General features: G+C 38.8%; 20 protein-coding genes. All 20 read left to right on the top strand.

Going from position 1 to position 24232, the window contains the following annotated elements:
• Positions 1 to 73: 73 nt before the first annotated feature.
• The 20 genes from MHB41_RS08045 (at position 74) to MHB41_RS08140 (ending at position 24215) form a co-directional block, all read left to right on the top strand.
• Complete coding sequence (locus tag MHB41_RS08045; protein WP_254114514.1) at positions 74 to 4327, top strand: PolC-type DNA polymerase III; 4254 nt, start codon at positions 74 to 76, stop codon at positions 4325 to 4327.
• Between the two features lie 425 nt (positions 4328 to 4752).
• Positions 4753 to 6603 carry a glycoside hydrolase family 9 protein gene (locus MHB41_RS08050; RefSeq protein WP_061109850.1) on the top strand — a complete coding sequence of 617 codons (1851 nt, stop codon included), beginning with the start codon at positions 4753 to 4755 and terminating at the stop codon, positions 6601 to 6603.
• A 33-nt stretch (positions 6604 to 6636) separates the two neighbouring features.
• Positions 6637 to 8742, top strand: a complete 2106-nt coding sequence (locus MHB41_RS08055; protein ID WP_211042762.1) for a glycoside hydrolase family 48 protein — start codon at positions 6637 to 6639, stop codon at positions 8740 to 8742.
• Positions 8743 to 8823: 81 nt separating this feature from the next.
• The gene (locus MHB41_RS08060) at positions 8824 to 10053 is read left to right on the top strand and encodes an endo-1,4-beta-xylanase (RefSeq protein ID WP_340900360.1); all 1230 of its coding nucleotides are present in this window, start codon (positions 8824 to 8826) and stop codon (positions 10051 to 10053) included.
• 24 nt (positions 10054 to 10077) lie between these two features.
• On the top strand, positions 10078 to 11211 hold the full coding sequence (locus MHB41_RS08065) for a cellulase family glycosylhydrolase (RefSeq protein ID WP_342502611.1): 1134 nt from the start codon (positions 10078 to 10080) through the stop codon (positions 11209 to 11211).
• Positions 11212 to 11509: 298 nt separating this feature from the next.
• Positions 11510 to 12103: a hypothetical protein gene (locus tag MHB41_RS08070; RefSeq protein WP_305933642.1), complete on the top strand. Its 594-nt coding sequence runs from the start codon at positions 11510 to 11512 to the stop codon at positions 12101 to 12103.
• Positions 12096 to 12389 carry a transcriptional regulator gene (locus MHB41_RS08075; RefSeq protein ID WP_034281826.1) on the top strand — a complete coding sequence of 98 codons (294 nt, stop codon included), beginning with the start codon at positions 12096 to 12098 and terminating at the stop codon, positions 12387 to 12389. Before MHB41_RS08070 ends, MHB41_RS08075 begins: the two co-directional genes overlap by 8 nt.
• 21 nt (positions 12390 to 12410) lie before the next feature.
• A complete protein-coding gene (locus tag MHB41_RS08080) occupies positions 12411 to 13304 on the top strand; it encodes an ABC transporter ATP-binding protein (protein WP_034281828.1) in 894 nt (297 codons plus the stop codon).
• Positions 13305 to 13537: 233 nt separating this feature from the next.
• The gene (locus MHB41_RS08085; RefSeq protein ID WP_227001718.1) at positions 13538 to 14308 is read left to right on the top strand and encodes an ABC transporter permease; all 771 of its coding nucleotides are present in this window, start codon (positions 13538 to 13540) and stop codon (positions 14306 to 14308) included.
• Positions 14309 to 14386: 78 nt separating this feature from the next.
• Positions 14387 to 15106 (top strand): pentapeptide repeat-containing protein, encoded by a 720-nt coding sequence (locus MHB41_RS08090; protein WP_176544436.1) that lies wholly within the window; start codon positions 14387 to 14389, stop codon positions 15104 to 15106.
• Between the two features lie 779 nt (positions 15107 to 15885).
• Positions 15886 to 16593 carry a hypothetical protein gene (locus MHB41_RS08095; protein ID WP_098676884.1) on the top strand — a complete coding sequence of 236 codons (708 nt, stop codon included), beginning with the start codon at positions 15886 to 15888 and terminating at the stop codon, positions 16591 to 16593.
• Positions 16594 to 16607: 14 nt separating this feature from the next.
• Positions 16608 to 17588, top strand: coding sequence for a TOMM precursor leader peptide-binding protein (locus MHB41_RS08100; protein WP_034281831.1), 981 nt, complete (start codon positions 16608 to 16610; stop codon positions 17586 to 17588).
• 2 nt (positions 17589 to 17590) lie between these two features.
• The gene (locus MHB41_RS08105; RefSeq protein ID WP_065214363.1) at positions 17591 to 18937 is read left to right on the top strand and encodes a YcaO-like family protein; all 1347 of its coding nucleotides are present in this window, start codon (positions 17591 to 17593) and stop codon (positions 18935 to 18937) included.
• Positions 18938 to 18961: 24 nt separating this feature from the next.
• Positions 18962 to 19771 (top strand): SagB/ThcOx family dehydrogenase, encoded by an 810-nt coding sequence (locus MHB41_RS08110; protein WP_034281835.1) that lies wholly within the window; start codon positions 18962 to 18964, stop codon positions 19769 to 19771.
• 4 nt (positions 19772 to 19775) lie between these two features.
• The gene (locus tag MHB41_RS08115; RefSeq protein ID WP_081124381.1) at positions 19776 to 20450 is read left to right on the top strand and encodes a CPBP family intramembrane glutamic endopeptidase; all 675 of its coding nucleotides are present in this window, start codon (positions 19776 to 19778) and stop codon (positions 20448 to 20450) included.
• A 25-nt stretch (positions 20451 to 20475) separates the two neighbouring features.
• Complete coding sequence (locus tag MHB41_RS08120) at positions 20476 to 21297, top strand: class I SAM-dependent methyltransferase (RefSeq protein WP_141545647.1); 822 nt, start codon at positions 20476 to 20478, stop codon at positions 21295 to 21297.
• 701 nt (positions 21298 to 21998) lie between these two features.
• On the top strand, positions 21999 to 22472 hold the full coding sequence (rimP, locus tag MHB41_RS08125) for a ribosome maturation factor RimP (protein ID WP_003211398.1): 474 nt from the start codon (positions 21999 to 22001) through the stop codon (positions 22470 to 22472).
• 32 nt (positions 22473 to 22504) lie between these two features.
• Complete coding sequence (gene nusA, locus MHB41_RS08130) at positions 22505 to 23620, top strand: transcription termination factor NusA (protein WP_024424140.1); 1116 nt, start codon at positions 22505 to 22507, stop codon at positions 23618 to 23620.
• Positions 23621 to 23635: 15 nt separating this feature from the next.
• On the top strand, positions 23636 to 23920 hold the full coding sequence (locus tag MHB41_RS08135; RefSeq protein WP_024424139.1) for a YlxR family protein: 285 nt from the start codon (positions 23636 to 23638) through the stop codon (positions 23918 to 23920).
• Complete coding sequence (locus MHB41_RS08140) at positions 23913 to 24215, top strand: YlxQ family RNA-binding protein (RefSeq protein WP_024424138.1); 303 nt, start codon at positions 23913 to 23915, stop codon at positions 24213 to 24215. The genes MHB41_RS08135 and MHB41_RS08140 overlap by 8 nt, the downstream gene beginning before the upstream one ends.
• The last annotated feature ends 17 nt before the right edge of the window (positions 24216 to 24232 follow it).

The following is a 24232-nucleotide window of genomic DNA, read 5'->3' on the forward strand; positions in this document are numbered from 1 at the left end:
GGAGGGTCCTGTCTTGGATGAACAATTACCGATCACACGGCGGCAATTTCATATATTACTCAATCAGATTCAAATGACAGATGATGACCTCAGTCGTTACTTTGAAGAAGGAGAAATCGTCAAATTGACGGTGCATAAGGCGACGAAAACATGGCATTTCCTTTTTAAATTTAAAGCGCTTTTGCCTTACAAAGTATACGCCATGTTTCTCAGCAGGCTGACAAATGCATTTTCACATATTGCACAAATCACTTGTACGATTGAAGTGAGTGATCCGCACATATCTGAAGAACTCGTGCAATCGTACTGGTCACATTGTGTGGAAGAACTTCAAGGAATTTCTCCCCCAATCATCAGCTTGCTTCAGCAGCAAAAACCATCGCTGTCTGGACATAAAATCATCATTAAAACAAAAAGCGAAACAGAGGCACTCGCTATTAAGAAGAAGTACAGCCCGATGCTTCAGGCCGCATTTAAACAAGTGGGCTTTCCAGAGCTGCAATTCGATACAGAAATTTTTGTATCAGATCAAGAGATTCAGAAGTTCAGAGAACAAAAGCTTGCTGAAGATCAAGAAAGAGCCATGCAAGCCCTCACTGAGATGGAGAAGAAAGAAAGTGAGGAGCAGAATGAAGCTCCGTCAGGCCCTCTGATGATTGGCTATCAAATCAAAGACAATGAAGAAATTCGTACGCTTGATAGTATCATGGACGAGGAAAGAAGAATTACCGTTCAAGGCTACGTATTCGATGCAGAAACGCGTGAGCTGAAAAGCGGGAGAACGCTTTGTATCTTTAAGATCACAGATTATACAAACAGTATTTTGATCAAAATGTTTGCAAGAGAAAAAGAAGATGCTCAGCTGATGAAATCATTGAAAAAAGGCATGTGGGTGAAAGCAAGAGGAAGCATTCAAAATGATACGTTTGTCAGAGATCTTGTCATGATCGCTAATGATGTCAATGAAATGAAACCGCAGCTGAAAGAAGATACAGCACCTGAGGGTGAAAAGCGTGTGGAGCTTCATTTACATTCTCCTATGAGCCAAATGGATGCTGTCACTGGCATTGGCAGACTTGTTGAACAAGCAAAAAAATGGGGACATGAAGCAATTGCCCTGACAGATCATGCCGTTGTACAATCCTTCCCAGATGCGTATGCAGCAAGTAAAAAGCATGGCATCAAAATGATGTACGGTGTGGAAATCAACTTAGTAGACGACGGGGTACCGATTGCATATAACCCAGAGCACCGCTTGTTAGAGGATGCGACGTATGTCGTATTCGACGTAGAGACAACTGGACTTTCAGCCGTTTATGACACGATCATTGAGCTGGCAGCAGTGAAAATAAAAGGCGGGGAAATCATTGACCGCTTTGAGGCATTTGCTAATCCCCATCACCCGTTATCAGCGACCACCATCGAATTAACAGGTATCACCGATGATATGGTGAGAGATGCACCAGATGTCGTCGACGTCGTGCGGGATTTCAAAGAATGGATTGGACAAGATATCCTTGTTGCGCACAATGCGAGCTTTGATATGGGCTTTTTAAATGCAGCATATAAACGCCTGCTAAAAACAGATAAAGCGTCAAACCCTGTCATTGATACACTTGAACTTAGCCGGTTCCTTTACCCAGAATTTAAAAATCACCGGCTGAACACTCTTTGTAAAAAGTTCGATATTGAACTGACGCAGCATCACCGGGCGATTTATGATGCAGAGGCGACAGGCTATCTCATGCTGAAGATGCTAAAAGATGCGGCTGAAAAAGAGATTGTCTATCACGATCAATTGAATGAAAACATGGGGCAGTCGAATGCTTACCAGCGCTCACGTCCTTACCACGCGACTTTGATCGCTCAAAATGAGACTGGCCTTAAGAATTTATTTAAGCTTGTTTCACTTTCTCATATTCATTATTTCTACCGGGTCCCGCGTATTCCGCGCTCTCAGCTTGAGAAATATCGAGAAGGTTTAATTGTTGGGTCTGCTTGTGATAAGGGTGAGGTATTTGAAGGAATGATGCAAAAGTCACCTGATGAGGTGGAAGACATTGCAGCATTTTATGACTATTTAGAAGTACATCCGCCAGAAGTGTATCAGCACCTGCTGCAGCTTGAGCTAGTTCGAGATGAGCGTGCGTTAAAAGAAATCATCACAAACATTGTCAAGCTTGGCGAAAAGCTGAATAAACCAGTTGTGGCGACTGGAAATGTACATTACCTGCATCCAGAGGACAAAATTTATCGTAAAATCTTAATTTCATCACAGGGTGGAGCGAATCCGCTGAACCGCCATGAACTGCCAAAAGTTCATTTTAGAACGACAGATGAAATGCTCGAAGCCTTCTCCTTCCTAGGAGACGAAAAAGCGAAAGAGATCGTCGTAACAAATACGCAAAAGGTATCTGAGATGGTCGAAAGCATTAAACCTATCAAAGATGATCTTTACACACCAAAAATTGAAGGTGCAGATGAAGAAATACGGGAAATGAGCTATCAAATGGCGCGCAGCATCTACGGAGATGATTTGCCGAAAATCGTAGAAGACCGCATTGAGAAAGAATTAAAAAGTATTATCGGTCATGGCTTCGCCGTTATTTACTTAATCTCTCATAAGCTCGTAAAAAAATCACTTGATGATGGATATCTTGTTGGTTCAAGGGGATCTGTCGGCTCATCTCTTGTTGCAACATTAACAGAGATTACTGAAGTAAATCCACTTGCACCTCATTATGTATGCCCAAGCTGTAAGCACTCTGAGTTCTTTAATGACGGATCTGTTGGTTCAGGCTTTGACCTTCCTGATAAGGACTGTCCAGAATGTGGAACGCCGTATAAAAAAGATGGACATGATATTCCGTTTGAAACGTTCTTAGGTTTTAAAGGAGACAAAGTACCTGATATTGACTTAAACTTCTCAGGCGAATATCAGCCGATCGCACATAACTATACGAAAGAGCTGTTCGGTGAAGATTATGTATACAGAGCAGGTACGATTGGTACCGTTGCAGAAAAAACAGCATATGGTTACGTAAAAGGCTATGCAGGAGATCATAACCTTCATATGAGAGGCGCTGAAATCGACCGGCTTGTACAAGGCTGTACAGGGGTAAAACGAACAACAGGCCAGCATCCAGGCGGGATTATCGTTGTGCCTGATTATATGGACATTTACGATTTCTCACCTATTCAATACCCAGCAGATGCGACAGGTTCCGATTGGAAGACGACACATTTTGATTTCCATTCGATCCACGATAACTTGCTCAAGCTGGATATTCTTGGGCACGATGATCCAACGGTCATTCGTATGCTTCAAGATTTAAGCGGAATCGATCCAAAAACGATTCCAACAGATGACCCTGAAGTCATGAAGATTTTCCAAGGGACAGAGCCACTAGGTGTAACAGAAGAGCAAATTGGCTGTAAAACAGGTACACTCGGTATCCCAGAATTTGGGACGAGATTTGTTCGGCAAATGCTAGAGGATACAAAACCAACGACCTTCTCAGAGCTTGTTCAGATTTCTGGACTATCACACGGTACGGATGTTTGGCTCGGAAATGCGCAAGAGCTCATTCACAATAAAACGTGTGAATTAAGTGAAGTAATTGGGTGCCGTGATGATATTATGGTCTATCTCATCTATCAAGGCTTAGAGCCGTCCCTTGCCTTTAAAATCATGGAATCTGTTCGTAAAGGAAAAGGACTTCCTCCTGAATGGGAAGAAGAAATGAAGAATAATAATGTACCAAACTGGTATATTGATTCTTGTAAAAAAATCAAATACATGTTCCCTAAAGCCCACGCGGCTGCTTATGTGTTAATGGCTGTTCGGATTGCTTATTTCAAGGTGCATCATGCACTCCTGTACTATGCAGCTTACTTTACCGTTCGTGCGGATGACTTTGATATTGAAACGATGACAAAAGGATCGAATGCGATACGAGCTGTTATGGATGACATTAACTCTAAAGGTCTAGATGCATCACCGAAAGAAAAGAACCTATTAACTGTACTAGAGCTTGCACTTGAAATGTGTGAAAGAGGCTACCACTTCAAAAAAGTTGACCTTTACCGCTCAAGTGCAACGGAGTTTATCATTGATGGAGACGGTTTAATACCGCCATTTAACTCAATCCCCGGACTTGGTACAAACGTTGCGTTAAATATTGTCCGCGCGCGGCAAGATGGGGAATTTCTCTCAAAAGAAGATTTACAAAAACGCGGAAAAGTGTCGAAGACCATCCTTGAATATTTAGATCGTCAAGGCTGTTTAGAAGCACTTCCTGATCAAAACCAGCTTTCTTTATTTTAATGTGATAAATAAGAGCGCCCTAAAAGGGCGTTCTTTTCTCTATATACAATAATTTTATTATGTTAACTAATAAAGATTTCTCATCAATTGGAATTATTTACTTATTCATTCATATATCTTGATTTAGCGTGATGTTTTAAGAGAAGAGATTGTATGTCATTCTTTCTACCCAAATAGAGCTCAAAAGAGAATTTCGCCGTCTGAAATGTTCTCAAGCGACATATGATCATTCTGGGTACAGTCAGAAGGAGAATCAAGAGAAAACCTTCGATGAGCGTAAAGCTGATTGCTGTTTACTATGCTTATTTTTGAAACATATTTGATTCTTTTCAAAACTGTACAGATCACGAAATGAAGGATAGAAAGGAGGCGGTCGCGTCTATTGATCAATGTTTCACTAAAAAGAAGGGGTGAGCAATAGAGAAATGGCATCTTACAACTATGTAGAGGTTCTCCAAAAATCCATGCTGTTTTATGAAGCGCAGCGGTCAGGCCGGCTTCCGGAAAGTAATCGTCTTAACTGGCGGGGAGATTCTGGACTAGAGGACGGGAAGGATGTTGGGCATGACTTAACTGGCGGCTGGTATGATGCAGGAGATCATGTGAAATTTGGACTTCCGATGGCTTATTCAGCAGCCGTGCTTGCATGGACAGTATATGAATACCGGGAAGCTTATGAAGAAGCAGAATTGCTTGATGAGATCTTAGATCAAATCAAGTGGGCAACGGATTATTTTTTGAAAGCACATACAGGACCGAATGAATTTTGGGCGCAAGTAGGTGATGGAAACGCCGATCATGCTTGGTGGGGTCCAGCAGAAGTGATGCCGATGAACCGGCCAGCTTTTAAAATTGATGAACATTGTCCTGGCACAGAAGTAGCTGCACAAACTGCGGCGGCTTTAGCAGCAGGTTCTATCATTTTTAAAGAAACAGATGCGTCCTATGCAGCAAAGCTTTTAACGCACGCCAAACAGCTATATGCATTTGCTGACAGGTATCGCGGCAAATATACAGATTGTGTCACCAATGCGCAGCCATTTTACAACTCCTGGAGCGGCTATGTTGACGAACTTATTTGGGGCGGGATCTGGCTGTACTTGGCGACAAATGAAGAAACCTATTTAAACAAAGCATTAAAAGCGGTAGAGGAATGGCCGAAGGATTGGGATTATACGTTTACCATGTCATGGGACAATACTTTTTTTGCCTCACAAATCTTACTAGCAAGAATCACGAAAGAAAACAGATTTATAGAATCGACAGAGCGCAATCTTGATTACTGGACTACAGGTCTTGTTAAAAATGGAAAAGTAGAAAGAATCAACTATACGCCTGGCGGTTTGGCATGGCTTGATCAATGGGGTTCACTTCGTTATGCCGCCAATGCAGCATTTTTAGCCTTTGTCTATGCTGATTGGGTATCTGATCAAGAAAAGAAAAATCGATACCAATCGTTTGCGATCAAGCAAACTCACTATATGCTAGGGGATAATCCGCTGAATAGAAGCTATGTCGTTGGTTTTGGCCAGAATCCTCCGAAGCACCCGCACCACCGTACTGCACATGGCTCATGGTCGAACCAGCTGACAAATCCTCCAGTTCATCGGCACACACTTTATGGAGCGCTTGTTGGAGGTCCTGATGCACAGGATCAATATGACGATGACATCTCGGATTATGTATCAAACGAGGTGGCGACCGATTATAATGCCGCCTTCACTGGAAATATCGCCAAAATGGTGCAGCTGTTTGGTCAAGGGCAATCAAAGCTGCCAAATTTCCCGCCTAAAGAACAGGTGGAGGATGAGTTTTTTGTAGAGGCAGCTGTGATGCATAACGATACAACATCTACTCAAGTGAAAGCAGTGCTATACAACCGGTCAGGCTGGCCGGCAAGAAGCAGTCAAACACTGTCCTTTAGATATTACGTCAATCTGAGTGAGGTCTTTTCAAAGGGATTCACTGAAAAGGATATTCAAGTGACAGCAGCCTACAATGAAGGCGCTTCCTTATCACCTTTAAAAGTATATGACGCATCAAGCCGCGTCTATTTTGCAGAAATCGATTTTACGGGCGTAGCTATTTCTCCTAGGGGAGAATCTGAGCATAAGAAGGAAATACAATTTCGATTATCTGCTCCAAATGGATTGAATATATGGGATGCCTCAAATGATTATTCCTATCAAGGATTAACATCCAATATGCAAAAAACAACGAAGATTCCTGTCTTTGACGATGGTGTTTTAGTATTTGGCACACTTCCAGACAAATAAAAAAACAATGATTTTATTGAAAGGGTGAAGGACTTGTCAAACAAAGAACGGTTTTTAACGCTTTATCATCAAATCAAAAGCGATGCGAATGGATATTTTTCACCAGAAGGAATTCCGTATCATTCAATCGAGACGCTCATTTGTGAAGCACCTGATTACGGACATATGACAACTTCAGAAGCGTATAGCTATTGGCTGTGGCTTGAGGTGCTGTACGGACATTACACAGGGGACTGGAGCAAATTAGAGGCAGCTTGGGACAATATGGAGAAGTACATCATCCCAGTCAATGAAGATGGACATGATGAGCAGCCGCATATGAACGCTTATAATCCGTCCAGCCCAGCCACATACGCAGCAGAGAAACCATTTCCGGATCAATACCCAAGCCAGCTGACCGGTGCTCGTCCTGCTGGTCAAGATCCAATTGATAGTGAATTGAAATCAACCTATGGGACGAATGAAACGTATTTAATGCACTGGCTCCTTGACGTAGATAACTGGTATGGCTATGGCAACTTGCTCAACCCATCACATACAGCCGCCTATGTGAACACATTCCAGCGTGGTCCGCAAGAATCTGTATGGGAGTCCATCCCTCATCCATCACAGGACGATAAATCTTTTGGTAAGCCGAATGAAGGCTTTATGAGCTTGTTCACAAAAGAAAATCAAGCTCCAGCTGCCCAGTGGCGCTATACGAATGCAACGGATGCTGATGCGCGTGCGATACAAGCGATGTATTGGGCAAAGGAGCTCGGCTATAATCAGTCAACTTATCTTGATAAAGCGAAAAAAATGGGGGATTTCCTCCGTTACGGCATGTACGATAAATATTTTCAAACGATTGGAAGCGGGAAGCAGGGGAATCCGTATCCTGGAAACGGAAAGGGTGCCTGTCATTACTTAATGGCATGGTATACCTCTTGGGGCGGAGGACTTGGGGAGTATGCAAACTGGTCATGGCGTATCGGAGCGAGCCATTGTCATCAAGGATATCAAAATCCTGTCGCTGCTTATGCTTTATCCTCAGATAAAGGAGGCTTAAAGCCATCTTCAGCAACAGGGGCAAGCGATTGGGAAAAAACACTAAAGAGACAGCTTGAATTTTACGTATGGCTTCAATCGAAAGAAGGAGCCATAGCAGGAGGCGCAACCAATAGCTGGAATGGAGACTATAGCGCTTATCCAGCAGGAAGAAGTACTTTTTATGATATGGCATATGAAGATGCACCTGTTTACCTTGACCCGCCTTCAAATAACTGGTTTGGAATGCAGGCGTGGCCAATGGAGCGCGTAGCAGAGCTTTATTATATTTTTGTAAAAGATGGCGACAAAACATCTGAAAATGTCCAAATGGCCAAATCTGTCATAACAAAATGGGTCAGCTATGCCTTAGATTACATTTTTATCGGCAGCCGTCCTGTGTCAGATGAAGAGGGTTATTTCTTAGATGAACAAGGACAGAGAATTCTAGGAGGAACGAATGTTTCGGTTGCTACAACAAGTGCGCCTGGAGAGTTTTGGCTTCCTGGAAATATTGCTTGGAGCGGACAGCCTGATACTTGGAACGGGTTCCAGTCTGCAACAGGAAATCCAAATTTAACAGCTGTAACTAAAGATCCGACTCAGGATACGGGCGTATTAGGAAGTCTAGCCAAAGCTTTGATATTCTTTGCTGCAGCCACAAAGCAGGAAACAGGTGATTATACAGCGCTTGGTGCAAGAGCGAAAGATGCAGCCGCGCAGCTCCTAGAGGTTGCATGGAATTACAATGATGGCGTCGGCATAGTGACAGAGGAAGATAGAGAAGACTATGACCGTTTCTTTAGAAAAGAAGTGTATTTCCCAAATGGATGGAACGGGACATTTGGTCAAGGAAATCAAATTCCTGGAGCCAGCACCATTCCTTCTGACCCGCAGCGAGGAGGGAATGGGGTCTATACGAGTTTTGCTGATCTTCGTCCGAAGATTAAACAAGATCCAGCATGGTCTTCACTCGAAAGTAAATATCAGTCTTCATTTAATGAAGCTACAGGCAAATGGGAGAATGGCGCACCAGTTTTCACTTATCACCGCTTCTGGTCTCAAGTGGATATGGCCACTGCCTATGCTGAATACCATCGTCTGATAAACTAAGAGGTTAAAAGCAAGCTGCCGGCTTCTGGCCGGCAGTTTGAATAGGTAATATGAATCCAATGAAGATAAGGGTGATTTCACATGGTCAAAGAAAGAAGCTTTCTTCATCATTCATTCAATAGGGGCGAAAACGGGCAGGGAAATCTGATGTGGAAAAAAGAGGCGGATGATCGAATCTCAGAGCATAGACAAAGAGATCTTGTGATCAACGTGACAAACGGCGAAAAAAAGCCAATAGCAGGAATAGAGGTTGAAATAAAGCAAATCAGACATGAATTCGCCTTTGGTTCAGTGATGAATGATCAAGTGTTATTTAATCAACAATATGCTGATTTTTTCGTGAAGCATTTTAATTGGGCTGTTTTTGAAAATGAAGCAAAATGGTATGCGAATGAGCCAGAAAGAGGGAAAATCACCTACGAAAAAGCAGATGCGATGTTGAATTTTGCAGATCGACATCAGCTTCCAGTGAGGGGGCACGCTTTATTTTGGGAGGTAGAGGATGCGAATCCAAGCTGGCTAAGGTCACTGCCGAATCACGAAGTATATGAAGCCATGAAAAACCGGCTTGAGCATGCGGGCAATCACTTTAAGGGAAGGTTCCGTCATTGGGATGTAAACAATGAAATGATGCATGGTTCATTTTTTAAAGATCGCTTTGGGAAAACTATTTGGAAGTGGATGTATGAAGAAACGAAAAAAATTGACCCTCAAGCACTATTGTTTGTGAATGATTATAATGTGATCTCTTATGGAGAACACCATGCCTATAAAGCGCATATCAATGAACTGCGTCAGTTAGGTGCACCTATTGAGGCGATTGGGGTTCAAGGCCATTTTGAAGAACGGGTCGATCCAGTCATTGTCAAAGAGAGGCTCGATGTGCTGGCTGAGCTTGGTCTTCCAATATGGGTCACAGAGTACGATTCTGTTCACCCTGACCCTAATAGAAGAGCGGATAACCTGGAGGCTTTATATCGTGTCGCATTTAGTCATCCAGCCGTAAAAGGAGTGCTGATGTGGGGATTTTGGGCAGGTGCCCATTGGAGAGGTGAACATGCAGCCATCGTGAATTATGATTGGTCTTTAAATGAAGCAGGCCGACGTTATGAAAAGCTTCTAAATGAGTGGACGACCCAAAGAGTTGAAAAAACAGATGCTAATGGCCATGTGAAATGTCCAGCATTTCACGGAACATATGAAATTCGAATCGGTAAAGAAAGTAAAATGTTGAAACAGCAGACGATTGCACTTGATTCAAATGAACAAACACCGTATCAACTAGATGTGATCCTGCCTCAAGAAGGATAGAGATAGATTGTGAGGAGAATGTAAATGAAAAAGTTGGCTCAAAGAGTGTCTTGCTTCATACTTGTAGCCGCTATATGGTCTGGCTGGTTTTCGCTTACGATGAAGGCCGCCGCTTATGTGCAGACGTCTGGTACACAATTTACGCTGAACAATCAACCATTTTACTTCGCCGGCACAAATAATTACTATTTCCATTACAAATCTAAAAAAATGGTAGATGCTGTGTTCGATGATATGAAAGCAATGAATTTAAAGGTCATACGAATTTGGGGCTTTCACGACGGGGCCCCTCAAGAAAACTCAGTCTTACAATCTAGTCCAGGCGTCTATGAAGAATCTGGTTTTCAAAAACTAGATTATGCGATTTATAAAGCAGGACAGGAAGGAATAAAGCTTGTGATCCCACTAGTGAACAATTGGGATGACTTTGGCGGGATGAATCAATACGTGAAGTGGTTCGGGGCAGAATCGCATGATGCTTTTTATACAGATCCTCGTATTCAAAAAGCATACAAAAATTATGTGCGTTATGTATTAGAAAGAACCAATACGTATACAGGTGTTCAATATAAAGACGATCCAGCTATTATGACTTGGGAATTAGCCAACGAGCCGTGGATGCAGTCAGATCCCACGGGAAATGTACTAGTCAAATGGGCAGATGAAATGAGTACATGGATCAAATCGCTGGATCGTCACCATCTTGTTGCAGTAGGAGATGAAGGATTCTTTCGCATACCAGGACATGAAGATTGGTTTTACGGTGGAGGAGAAGGCGTCGATTGGGACCGTTTAACATCTCTTCCTAATATCGATTATGGAACCTATCATCTGTACCCAGATCACTGGAGCAAGTCTGCTGCCTGGGGAGTGAAATGGATCGAAGACCATATCACCCGCGGGAATTCAATCGGAAAGCCAGTTGTGCTAGAAGAGTTTGGCTATCAAAATCAATCAGCTCGTCCTGACGTATACCAAAGCTGGCTGTCAGCAGTTGAGCGGCTCGGAGGGGCTGGCAGTCAATTTTGGATTTTAACAAGCATTCAGGACGATGATTCGCTCTATCCGGATTATGACGGTTTCCGCATCATAAAAGGGAGCAGGGAGGCAGCACTTATCAGTGAACATGCGAAAAGAATGAATAAAAAGAACCGATGACGAATGCCTGCTGAATAAGGAACTGTTTATACCGCTCACTCCAATTAGTAATTCTTACTTTTCAGACAGAATATTTATCACTTTTTCTATATTTAAATTTCTTGAAATATGAAGCGGTTATGAGACCAAGTTCCAGAAACGATCAAGAAGCAGAAGGTATTTATGAGATTTCGTTGAAAGGAAGGGGGTGGTTATATTTATTTTAATTCATAAAAAGGTATTTCCAATAACTTGACTAAATGGAAATTTAATTCTATACTCTGTAGTACAGAGTTCTTTGTGGAAGAGGAGTTTATTTATGTCTAATGAAAAATTTAATAATTCAGAAATATTAGAGAATTTATCTCATATCAAGACGATTACAAACTATAAAACAGAGTATTGTAAACAAACCAGTATTTATTTTATCATTTGGGGCCTTATTTGGATAATGGGATATTCAATACCTTTCCTTTTTGCTCATTCTATAACTGCAGCTGTCTTTTGGCTTATTTTAGGCATTGCTGGCTGGGTTATCACTTTAACTACTTATTTTAAACAAAAGAAAATGATACCGATGCCCTTGTTTTTAAGAACTCAATTGCAATACACATGGCTTGGTATTGGAATCATTTTAGGTATCTTTATTTTTTTAATATGTGTTGGTTTATTACCATATACATTAAATAATTTACCCTTCTATGTTGTTTTATTGGTTTCCATCATGTATTTACTCTTAGGTATTGTTCTGGCTAAAGAGATCTTTATTATGGGGTTCTGGCTAAGTGTTTTAGGTGTAACTACATTTTTATTATTTCCTAGTTTAATGAACATTATCTTCGCTTTTATAGGTGGAGGAAGTTTGTTATTAACTGGTGTGATTTTAAAAAGAAAAGGACAAGGAAATGAGTAATGTCAATAGTTTAAATGATTTAATCCATCCAAAAGTTCGGTTAGGGATTATGAGTTTATTAATGATTTATGAAAAATGTGATTTTAGCTTCTTAAAAGGTTCTTTATCTGTAACAGATGGTAATTTGGGCTCGCATTTAAAAAAATTAGAGGAAGCAGGCTATGTGCTAATTACAAAGACCTTTGTGGATAAAAAACCAAAAACAATCGTGAGTATAACAGATTTGGGAGAGCACGCCTACAAAGAATATTTGAGTGTTATTGAAGCCATTTTAAAAAATAAATGAGATGAAAGGAAAGGGTGCCGAATGTTGCAAATAGAAAACGTCAGTAAAAAATATGGAACTTCCCAAGCGTTAAGAAGTGTTACATTAACGATTCCAGAAGGAGTTTGTTATGGATTAATAGGTCCAAATGGGTCTGGTAAATCAACCTTGATGAAAATTATATCTCACATCATTAAATCATATGAAGGCAAAGTTGAGCATGTTGGTGAATCTAAAAGTGCGCTCGGCTACATACCGCAAGACATCAGCTTAGAGGAAAAATTAACAGCTAAAGTAAATATGGAGTTTTTTGGACAAATTTATGGTTTAAAAGGGAAAACATTAGATGAAAGAGTAGAAAAAACACTAAAAGATGTAGGATTGTGGGAAAGAGCAAATGATATCGTTGAAAGCTTTTCAGGAGGAATGAAACGCCGTTTGAATATTGGCTGCGCTTTAATGCATGCTCCTAAGTTAATTCTTTTAGATGAACCGACAGTGGGGGTAGATCCTCAATCAAGACGTTATATTTTCGACATCATTAACAAATTGAAGGAAGAGGGAAGAACTATTATCTATGTTAGTCATTATATGGAGGAAATAGAGAGTTTATGTGATTATGTGGCTTTCATTGATAAAGGGAACATTGTTGAAGAAGGCAAAATAGATGAGCTTTTGAATCGTTACGCAGAAACATCAGTCTTTTTTGAATCTAAGATTCCTAATAAAACATTAACTAATCTCGGGTATGATTTTGTAACTTATCAAGGTGGAGTGTTAGTTAAAACTACAAAACCATTAGATACTTTAGAAGATTTGGCTAAACTGAGTAAGAAGGAATCATTGGTTCCCCAACAATTATCTTTGTACAGACCGAGACTTGAAGATGTCTTTTTTCAATTAACAGGAACAGATTTACGTGATCAATTACAATAAAAATGCCCTTTATGAATGAAAACCACTCTCGTATTTCAATGAAAATAACTTAAAAGAGTGACTGATGTAGAAAGAGCATAAATCTAACGAACAGAATTAATTTGTGTGTACCGTAGATTTAAAATCATAAGTAATTAGTCAACATTATTTGACTAATTCTAATTCGCCACATCCGCAAATGGTAAAATAAATAAAAAATGTGATTATTTAAGAGTTGTATAGAAGGGAATCAAATGAATATAACGGGAGTGATTTTTATGTGGCCACTAGTCCGCATCGAATCTATAAAACAGGTGAAAGATCGATCATTGTTGTTCTGGACCATTTTATTACCAGTTGCTTCAATTATTCTTTTAATAGAATTATTTACATCAGGTAGTTCTCAAGCACAAAAAACATTGGTTGCTTCTCAATCAGTGACAGGGATGAGCGTGTTTTTCTCCACATTTGTCATTATTTCAATTGTCATTAGTTTTGTAAAAGATCGTGAGAAAGGAATTGTGGCAAGGCTGGCAAGTACTCCTTTACAGCCGCATCATTTTTTTCTTGGAAAGTGCGTTCCGTTTTTTATCATTATCTTATTTCAAGTTTTGTTGTTAACCATTTTAGGGGTTTATTTATATGGTATTGAAATAACACAATACAGCTCGTATTTCTTAGTAGTTGTCCTATTATCAATGCAAGTGACTTCATGGGGAGTTGCCATCGCTGCATTTGCTAAAACTGAGAATACAGGCTTAGTGATGACAAACATGATTGCTTTAGGGACAGCAGTTGCTTGTGGTTTATGGACTCCATTTGATCAATTACCTAGTTATCTCAAAATAATTGGTATGCTCTTCCCGCAGTATTGGGCACATCAAGGCTTAGTGCAATCAGTATCAACACTACCAGGAGGAGAGAATTTGATCTTAGTAACAGCAGTCCTTATAGGCTATACACTGTTAGGGTTTATTCTTTCGTTGGTTGGCTATAAAAAATATATAAAGAGAGCCAGAGGCTAGTCACTAAAAATTTCAGCTAAATGTTATGCGCCGCCAAATCAATGCATGTATGCTGTCTGTAAAAAAAGGAGTGAGGCAATGTTAAGTGAAGAGTTAGAACTGTATGTTGAAAGTTGTTTTCGCCCATATAAAAAAGACAAAACATATGAAGAAAAGAAAAAAGAATTATTAGAGCTGCTTGGAAATGTTAAATTAAAACTCGAAAATGATGGATTAAAAGATGCAGAGGTTCAGGATATGCTTATTGAAAAGCTGAAATCAGGCGAAATAAGCATTGATAACCATACATTAGTAATTGATGATCATAACCGCGTAGAGCACGTGAAAAAAATATTTGTTAATGCTGATTTAGAATGGTTAACATTTATAAATGTTAAATATAAGTTGTGCGATTTTAAAGGACTATCGATTGTACAAAAAGTAATGAGCCATTCAGATTTTAATGGGTGTTATCTGAGAAAAGTTAATATTAGCCATTCTAAAATTTCCTCAACTACCTTTGAAAAGAGTGATTTGACTCAATCTCATTTTGAACATTGTGAGATAACGAATTCATCCTTATATGGCTGTCATTTACCCAACATTAGTATGGATGAATCATCTTTAATCAATGTTTTATTTGAAAATTGTTATTTTAAAAACATTTCTTTTGAGAATTCTAAATTAATCAATGTTAATTTTAAATCATGTACGATTAAAAAATTAAACTTTATTGGAGTGACAATGGATAAAATGACTTATCATATTTTAGAAGGAGAAGGGGCAGATTTAAGGGGTGTGGAAGTAATCGATATTTAATACAGCAGGGGCTATTGAGAAAAATCTCAATAGCCTTTTATTTTTGTTTTATTCACTATCTCTTGCTGCCCCAATAACATGATATGAAAGTTTAATGCAAGGTTTTCGTTAAGCAAAATAAATGTGGAGAACTTCTATTTTAAAATAAAAGATGCCCACCCACCCAGCTAAGTCTTCTTTGCTAGGTGGGCGAGCGATCTTTTCAATGATATGTCGAAAAACTAAAGTTGATTAGAAAGTTGAAGAACTTGAGATGATTGTTGTGCAAGTGCAGCGCGCAGCCATTGGTTCGAATAAATGTTGACCTTCCCCATGTACCTTAGCGGCCAAAGCAGTTGGGATTGTAATTTTAGTCATCTTTAGACCTCCTTATTTAAAATTTATCAACATAGATATGTAGTTGATATATTACATATGATGGTTCATAAGTCTTTATTTGTCAATGATTAAGTGTGAAAGTTTTATATTTTCTGAAAAGTCCGTTGATAACCCTGAAAAAGTGTGGTTTAATATGACTATGGAAAATAATACTATATTTAAAATTTTATGTATTTAAAGGGTTTATATGGTCTTAATGTTGTTTTTTTGATTGAAGGGCGGCGTTATTTTGGATCAAATATTTTGGGTATTTAGATATTAAGTTAATTAAATGTATGAAAAAAGTTGAGGTTACTATGTTATGAAGAACTCGAATAGAAGATTACTTTTTCTATTATAAGTTGATTCACTTAGATTTTAACCATTTTATCCCAATGTGATCGGGGAAGAGGGGGCTCTTTATGAGTATTCATTATGTCGGTATTAGAGAACCAATCAAAGCCTATTTAGAGAAGATGAAAGTTGAGTATGAAGACTATCCTGCTCAAGTAATCGATTTGGGCGGGGCTGTTAGTTATGACAAAGAATACTTTATAAATAATACTGATTTTCAAACGGAAACGATTATTTTATCTAATAGAAGGCATACTGTTGAGGATGAACTAGGTTCTCTTGAAAGTGAATTATTGAAAATCTATCAGAATAGCATACTTTATAGGACTTCACCGCTTGATATCAATATAGAACTTTATAGAGGATGGGCAGGTGCTACTGGTAAATTAATAACTGCATTTTCTCCCGAGGGAGTTAATTGGATCAATACAAAAGATGTTGTAAAGGCATGTTTAATCCCTAAAAAAGATGTTAGGAATCGTGCTGGAAAGGCATATGATTTAACAGGACCAGAGTTAGTAAGTATGAGTAGGCTGAAGGATATTTTTGAAGAGGATTTAAATATGAAAATTGAATTATATTGTAAAAGTAAAGAAGAGGTCATATCAATATTGTCCCAGAACAATATGCCTTTAGACGTATTAGAATGGTTAGTCGGTTTTCAAGAAGCTTCTTCTTCAAAACATTTACAGCCATTTACGAACACGCTTGAACAAATAATTGGTCACCCCCCAACTCGGGCCCAATTATCTAAAATACAAATTAATTATTCTTAAAGGAGGAATAATATATGTTTGTCAAAGACCAAGAAATGACGAGGTATAAATTAGCACCACACATTACGCTAGGTAAACTAGAAGACAGTTTGATTGGTTTAAAAGCGCAAACTGTCACCAAAATTGAAGGTGACGGAATTATTGAATTTATTCAAGAAATTTCTAATTATCTCACGGAAGATAATGGGGTTTCGATTAAAGAACTAGAGGAGAATTTCGAAGTAGAGAGTGATCAATTAAAACATGTCCTCGAATTTTTAGTTACAAACGGAATGTGTGTTAAGACGGATATGAACTTTGATTTGACGGCGCTTTTGTCTTATGAAAGAGCCGGTGGACAAGTATTGGTTGAAGATATACTAGATCGTTTAAAAACAGGAATTGTTGAAGTTATTACGCGAGATCATAATCCAGTTGCTGCTGAATTTATTCGTCATTTGCAAGAGGCAGGGCTACATGTAGTGCTTAAAGGAGAATTAAATAAGCAGCCGGATATCAGGGTTGCTATTGGCAACTCTCATTTAGACCCGATTTTTGAAGAAATAAATGATCTAGCATTAGAAGACCACATACCTTGGTTGAGCATTGTGCCATATGATGGACAGACATCTTGGGTAGGTCCATTTTTCATACCACATCAATCAGCTTGTTTACATTGCTATAACCTTCGAAAGTCAGCAAACTTTTCTGACGAAGTATTGCGTTCAGACTTAATGAAAATAAAGCCTATAAATCCTGAAAAGAAACCGGTTTATCATATGCCGATTCATTTAGTTCAAATCGGAATTGCAAGTAATTTAATTTTAGAATGGCTCACACTAAAAGATTACGCACCAAGTGCAATACCAGGTGGATTTACAACAATTAATTTAGATGATAAAGGTGTCTCATTTAATCATCATCGTGTCTATAGAGTACCTAGATGCCCGAAGTGTTCCCCAGCTGCAGATACAGGTTTTCCTCAAGTTTGGTTTCATGGTGAGGTGAATAATTAATTATGGCTAATAAATGGACAACGTTAGAAGAGTCATGGGAAATACTCGACCAATTGGCAGATCCTTATGTTGGGATAGTCCGTAGAGAGTATAGAAAACTCAGAGACGTTGATGATATATGGGGTCATTCATATGGAGCGCATGGTACAGACAGCAATATTTTATTTGGGGTACCGTCTAATTCATATAATGGGGGAGGATCTGCTAATCCAGCTGCAGCCAGATTAGCAGCTATAGGTGAAACGGTGGAAAGATATAGTGCCGCTTATTTACCTTTAAACTCTGATATTGTATGTTTTGGTACTCAAAAGGACTTAATCAATGAAGGCAAATCAGTAATTGGCTTTGATAAGTGGGAGATGTATGCTGTCACTCAATATGAAGACCCGAATTTTCCTCATGATAGATGGAATGAAGATACAAAATTATGGTGGAGAAAAGGTCATATTGCTGAAAATAATGAAGAAGTTTGGACGCCTGCTCAATTAATTCATATTGCAAACTATACTGAGTGGCCAGGAGACCCCAATATTGGTCATGCAACTAGTAATGGACTAGCTTGTGGTATTACATATCAAGAAGCGGCAATCTCAGGTTTATTTGAAACAATTGAAAGAGATGCATTTATGCTTACTTGGTACAATAAGTTAAGTTTACCGCAGATCGATATTAATACCTCACCTAGATTAAAACACTTCTATGAAAGATATATTAAACCTACTTCTCTTGATTTGCATTTAGTAGACATGAGCATTTTTTCTGGTGTTCCTACTATTTTGGCAGTGATAAGAAATCCTCATACAGATTTAGCTCCATTTGCTATTGGCGCGGCCTCTGCTCATTCAATTGAAAGAGCATGTGAGAAAGCTGCGATAGAGGGAATGTATACAAGAACTTGGGTAAAAACAGAACAACGATTAGGGAACGCCTTAGTGGATGTAGATTATCATCGAGATATTAACAGTTTTGAAGATCATATTAAACTCTATGCGGGAACAGCTATTGTGAAAGAAGCTGATTTTTTAACAGCAAGTGAGAAATTAGTGGACGTTAAAGACTATGCACCGTTTGATGATCGTTCTCCAGACATTCTATGGACTAACCTTGTCAGTCATTTATCAAAACAAGGATATCATGTGGCAACTTTTGATTTAACCAGCCCTGATATAAAAGATGCTGGTGCCTATGTCGTAAAATCAATTATTCCTGGATATAAACCGATTGACGTTCTTTATAGAGGTAGAATGTTGGGCGGAGAACGAATTTTAAAACATTCTTATCATTTAGGTTTAGTAGATAAACCTTTTAAGTTAGAAGAACTGAATCCAATTCCGCATCCATTTCCTTAATATCGTAGAAAGGTGATTAAATATATGAATAGTATTGAAAGACATGCTACTAATTTGGCTGATGTTGTGTATGGAAACGAAGCATTACGGTTTGATGATCCTTCTGAAAATTGGTTTGAGGCAACAAAAATCTATAGGGGTTCAATGGCATGGGACGCACCCGGTGTTGCAGGGCTGCTGCGATCTCAAACTTTGCAAAAGATTGCTACACATGCAAGTAAAAGATTTGATGACCTGCCTTTAATTTTACTACCTAAACCATTAAATACAAATATATCTTTAGACGATGTCATTCAGGAACGAAGAAGTGCAGATTATTTTAGCGGGGGGAGTGTTTCATTAGAACAACTCTCAACAGTTTTACAGAAGAGTTATGGATTGGTAGAGCGTAAAGAAGGACCTAGACGCCCTATACCATCTGGCGGGGCACTTTATCCTCTAGATCTATTTATTGTAGCCAACAAAGTGGATTCTTTAGACAAAGGTATTTATCATTTCGATCCGTATAGAAAAGGATTGACTAAAATGGGTGATTACTCTGAAAAAGAATTTGAGAAAATAATGTTACAAGAAGAATCCGTTCAAGATTTTGCATTTGCCGTAGTCATTTCAGCGAATTTTTGGCGTTCTCGATTTAAGTATGGACATCGTTCTTATCGCTTCGTTTTTATGGAGGCAGGACATGTCATGCAAAATATGATTTTGCTATCTACTGCACAGAAGATTAATAGCCGACCATTCGGAGGGTTTATCGATGATGAGTTAATGGAACTGATCGGTGGATTTAATGGAGTAGATGACGCTCCAATTTATACATTGATTGCGGGTACTTAAATAGATGATTTCAATGGTAGCAGCTTTAGGGATCCTCCTTCACTTTTTGGGTCCCTTAAGCTCTAAAATGGTTATCAAAATCAAGAGAGATAAACCAATATCCGATCGAAAGTTAATAACATATATCACTCCTCAGAGGAGCTATGATGGATTCACGATAATCGGAGCTTCTATATGCTGTGGAGCATTTTCTCAAGAGCTCTTAGTTGAAATTTCTAATAATAAAAATGTGTATGGTATTTTATTCTTCTTTTTATTAGGTGTCCTATTACCGTCAGTTCTATGGAAATTAAAAAACAAAGTTGTTGCATTTAGAGGCAGATATGCTGTCAATGTTGATTCAATCTTTTTTCTTCCATTAACTGCTCTATCAGAAGAATTGATTTGGCGGTTCTTTCTTCCGTTATTATTACTAACAAATTCTGTGGAATCTGTGGCGGTATCGATTTGTATCAGTTCAATAGGATTTATCTTGCTGCATATACCAATAGGCGGTGTTAAGTCTATTGCTTATATGTCGCTTTTTACATTCATCACAGTTATTTCATACTTAACATTTGGTATTCTAGCAGCGATAGCATTTCATATTTCACATAATCTGTTCATTCATTTTTTTCAACCTCTCAAAATAAACAACTTCAAAACGAAACCTCCCGTATTATCTGAAACTGATTGGTGAGGCTTTTATAAAGGTGGTAAACCCTGTGATAATACTAGAAAAGATGAAAGAGCTTAAAGGAAAAAGAGCGCTGGCTCAGTCATGGTTTTTGGATCCAGAAAAAAGAAAAATAAGTTCAAATTATGATAATCGAGAAACGCCATTTACTCGATGTCTATCAGCTGAAACTTTCATTTCTTATTATCAACTAACATTCAAAAAAAAGCCTGCCTCTATTTTAGATATAGGATGTGGACAAGGGCAGATGCTTGAGTATTTATCTAAGCAATTACCTCTAGCTGATTTGACAGGAATTGATTCATCAGAGGAAGCCATACATTGTGCAAATCAATTGAATATAAAAGCTAATTTTATTTGTACAGATATCGAAAATTTTTCATCACATGCGAAAAGTTATGATGCGATTTTAATACATCTGTGTTTTGGGCTATTTGAAGATCCTGTAGCATTATTAGAACAGTTCCTTCCTTATTTATCAAATGAATCTATTATTTATATAGTTGATTTAAATCGAGATAGTATAGAAAGTGGAATGAGTTCAGTTCAGAACAAAGAAGAAGAACTGTATTTATATGATCAATATCACGCCTCATTGACATTATCTGAGTTCGAGCAGTTACTCACCTATATAACCCAACCTAGAAAAGATGTAAAGTATAAGATTGGTACTTCTATAATTGGAGGATTCAGCCCATTTAGTATGGAATTTTTATCGTTAATAGGAAATGAAAATTTACAGCACACCTTAAGGCAGGTTCCAGATGAACATAGCAGTTCAGCACAGAAGACACCTTTACTTTTACATGCATGGCTGATTAAACAGTCTGGATACATTCATTCCATATAAACATGATTCTTTCTCTATGTATAATATGAAGGTTATCCGTTTAGTCTCTGCCTGCTTTTCGGGGAGTTCAATATGAATGATTTTTAAATTGCGATTCCCTAAAAATGAGAACGCGTTTCTCTGAAGTGAAGGAGAATGGCAGTGTGATTAAAATTGAACTGCTTATTTCTTTAACGTTGAAGTACTTATCCATTAGGGGGTTTTGAGAAAGTGGAAAGTGAAGGCTGTTTACTGATACACTCTTTGCTTCTATATGAATAACCATACTGTGTCATACAAAGTTTTTTGGAATTAGAGATGACTTAGTGTAGATGTTACTTTCTTTCATAGGGAGCTCTGTTGTTCGCTCATTGTATTCAGGTGCATTATTATCAGTCCGCTCTGTTCATAGTGGCTTTCCGTTTATATATAAAGGAAGAGAGAGGTATTAATGGTACTGAACATGCTGCATTAATCGATAAGCGAGTACCTATTATAAGGAGGAACTTCATTTGCATAAAAAAATTGGATATGGTATAGTCTTTATGGAAATGCTAACGATTACCGAGACAAGAGTGGGGAAACCCGCTCTTTTGTATTGAACAGGCAATTTTTGTCTCGACATTATTCATCCGTTTTCTGCTCCCCCTGCTCACATAAAGCAGGGTTTTTATGCAGAATGATTGATAAGAGCGTTTATCGAAAGCACAAGGAGGAAGAGAATGAGCAAAAAAGTAGTGGATGTCGTAAGCGAAATGGTGCAGCCAATTTTAGATGGCTTACAGCTTGAACTCGTTGATGTTGAATTTGTCAAAGAGGGTCAAAACTGGTTCCTTCGTGTGTTTATTGACTCTGATAAAGGTGTCGATATCGAAGAGTGTGCCAAAGTGAGCGAAGCCTTGAGCGAAAAGCTTGATGAGGCAGATCCGATTAGCCAAAACTACTTTCTTGAAGTGTCCTCTCCTGGAGCGGAGCGCCCATTAAAGAAAAAAGCTGATTTTGAAAAAGCACTTGGAAAAAATGTTTTCATGAAAACATATGAACCAATTGATGGTGAAAAAGCATTTGAAGGTGAGCTTACAAGCTTTGATGGTGAGATTGCAACAGTGACAGTGAAGATCAAGACAAGAAAGAAAGAGATCAATATTCCATACGAGAAAATAGCTAACGCAAGATTAGCAGTTTCGTTCAATTAACCTTTTCATTGATATAAGGGGGAACCATAAAAATGAGTAGTGAGTTGTTAGATGCCCTGACTGTTCTTGAGAAAGAGAAGGGTATTAGTAAAGAAATTATAATTGAAGCGATAGAAGCTGCACTCATTTCTGCATATAAGCGTAATTTTAATCAAGCACAAAATGTTCGTGTTGATTTAAACCGCGAAACGGGAACGATTCGTGTGTTCGCAAGAAAAGATGTTGTAGATGAAGTGTATGATTCTCGCCTTGAAATCTCTGTAGATGATGCAGCCAATATTAACCCGAATTACATGGTTGGTGACGTCGTTGAGATTGAAGTCACACCAAAAGACTTTGGACGTATTGCAGCTCAGACAGCGAAACAAGTTGTGACGCAGCGTGTGAGAGAAGCAGAGCGTGGTGTTATCTACACTGAGTTCATCGACCGCGAGGAAGACATTATGACGGGAATCGTTCAGCGGATTGACAGTAAATTTATTTACGTGTCACTTGGCAAAATTGAAGCCCTTCTTCCTGTCAATGAACAAATGCCAAATGAAGAATACAAACCGCATGACCGCATTAAAGTGTTCATTACAAAAGTAGAAAAAACAACAAAAGGACCACAAATTTATGTGTCTAGAACACATCCAGGTCTTTTAAAGCGTTTATTTGAAATTGAAGTGCCAGAAATTTATGATGGTACTGTAGAGCTTAAATCGGTTGCTAGAGAAGCTGGGGACCGTTCTAAAATATCTGTTCGTACAGATGATCCTGATGTTGATCCAGTTGGCTCCTGTGTTGGTCCAAAGGGCCAGCGTGTACAAGCAATTGTCAACGAGCTAAAAGGCGAAAAGATTGACATTGTTCATTGGTCTAATGACCCGGTTGAATTTGTTGCCAATGCGCTGAGTCCATCAAAAGTACTTGATGTCATTGTGAATGAAGAAGACAAGGCGACAACAGTTATTGTCCCTGATTATCAGCTGTCATTAGCGATTGGTAAAAGAGGTCAAAATGCCCGCCTTGCAGCGAAGCTGACCAGCTGGAAAATCGACATTAAAAGCGAAACAGATGCAAGGGAACTCGGTATTTTCCCAAGAACTGAAGACTCTGAATCTCTTTTCTTAGAGGCTGAACCAGTAGCTGAGGAATCTGACGAATAAGAGGTGATATTAAAGGTGAAAAGCCGAAAAAAAATCCCGCTTAGAAAATGCGTCGTGACGGGAGAAATGAAACCAAAGAAAGAACTGATCCGTGTTGTTCGTTCTAAAGAAGGAGAAGTGTCTGTTGACGCTACCGGAAAAATGAACGGACGCGGAGCTTACCTTTCTCTCGATAAAGAAACCATTCTTGCGGCAAAGAACAAACGCAGTTTACAGCAGCAATTTCAGACACAGATTGACGAACACATATTTGAAGAATTACTAGAACTAGCTGAAAAGGTGAAAAAACCTAATGAATGAATCTGAATGGTATCCTTTGCTTGGTCTAGCAAATCGAGCTCGTAAAGTCGTGTCAGGAGAAGATCTGGTGATCAAAGAAATTAGACATGCGCGTGCTAAGCTGGTTCTTCTTGCAGCAGATGCCTCATCTAACACAGAGAAAAAGGTATCTGACAAATGCAAATTTTATAATGTTCCGGTTAGAAAAGTTGAAGACCGTTCCGTTCTCGGACGTTCTATTGGGAAAGAAGCTCGCGTAGTTGTCGCTGTCACTGACCAAGGCTTCGCTAAGAAGCTCATAAGCTTGCTCGATTAATTTATTTGGGGGTGAAC

Origin of the sequence: Bacillus sp. FSL H7-0578 (assembly GCF_038630855.1) — a bacterium.
Lineage (GTDB): Bacteria > Bacillota > Bacilli > Bacillales > Bacillaceae > Bacillus > Bacillus safensis.

Excerpts from the sequence above, each read along its gene's own strand:
- MHB41_RS08140 (WP_024424138.1), top strand. The coding sequence starts at position 23,913 with ATGAATGAATCTGAATGGTATCCTTTGCTTGGTCTAGCAAATCGAGCT.
- MHB41_RS08115 (WP_081124381.1), top strand. The coding sequence starts at position 19,776 with ATGATTTCAATGGTAGCAGCTTTAGGGATCCTCCTTCACTTTTTGGGT.
- MHB41_RS08045 (WP_254114514.1), top strand. The coding sequence starts at position 74 with ATGACAGATGATGACCTCAGTCGTTACTTTGAAGAAGGAGAAATCGTC.
- MHB41_RS08090 (WP_176544436.1), top strand. The coding sequence starts at position 14,387 with ATGTTAAGTGAAGAGTTAGAACTGTATGTTGAAAGTTGTTTTCGCCCA.
- MHB41_RS08060 (WP_340900360.1), top strand. The coding sequence starts at position 8,824 with ATGGTCAAAGAAAGAAGCTTTCTTCATCATTCATTCAATAGGGGCGAA.
- nusA (WP_024424140.1), top strand. The coding sequence starts at position 22,505 with ATGAGTAGTGAGTTGTTAGATGCCCTGACTGTTCTTGAGAAAGAGAAG.
- MHB41_RS08095 (WP_098676884.1), top strand. The coding sequence starts at position 15,886 with ATGAGTATTCATTATGTCGGTATTAGAGAACCAATCAAAGCCTATTTA.
- MHB41_RS08110 (WP_034281835.1), top strand. The coding sequence starts at position 18,962 with ATGAATAGTATTGAAAGACATGCTACTAATTTGGCTGATGTTGTGTAT.
- MHB41_RS08080 (WP_034281828.1), top strand. The coding sequence starts at position 12,411 with ATGTTGCAAATAGAAAACGTCAGTAAAAAATATGGAACTTCCCAAGCG.
- MHB41_RS08070 (WP_305933642.1), top strand. The coding sequence starts at position 11,510 with ATGTCTAATGAAAAATTTAATAATTCAGAAATATTAGAGAATTTATCT.
- rimP (WP_003211398.1), top strand. The coding sequence starts at position 21,999 with ATGAGCAAAAAAGTAGTGGATGTCGTAAGCGAAATGGTGCAGCCAATT.
- MHB41_RS08075 (WP_034281826.1), top strand. The coding sequence starts at position 12,096 with ATGAGTAATGTCAATAGTTTAAATGATTTAATCCATCCAAAAGTTCGG.
- MHB41_RS08050 (WP_061109850.1), top strand. The coding sequence starts at position 4,753 with ATGGCATCTTACAACTATGTAGAGGTTCTCCAAAAATCCATGCTGTTT.
- MHB41_RS08105 (WP_065214363.1), top strand. The coding sequence starts at position 17,591 with ATGGCTAATAAATGGACAACGTTAGAAGAGTCATGGGAAATACTCGAC.
- MHB41_RS08100 (WP_034281831.1), top strand. The coding sequence starts at position 16,608 with ATGTTTGTCAAAGACCAAGAAATGACGAGGTATAAATTAGCACCACAC.
- MHB41_RS08065 (WP_342502611.1), top strand. The coding sequence starts at position 10,078 with ATGAAAAAGTTGGCTCAAAGAGTGTCTTGCTTCATACTTGTAGCCGCT.
- MHB41_RS08085 (WP_227001718.1), top strand. The coding sequence starts at position 13,538 with ATGAATATAACGGGAGTGATTTTTATGTGGCCACTAGTCCGCATCGAA.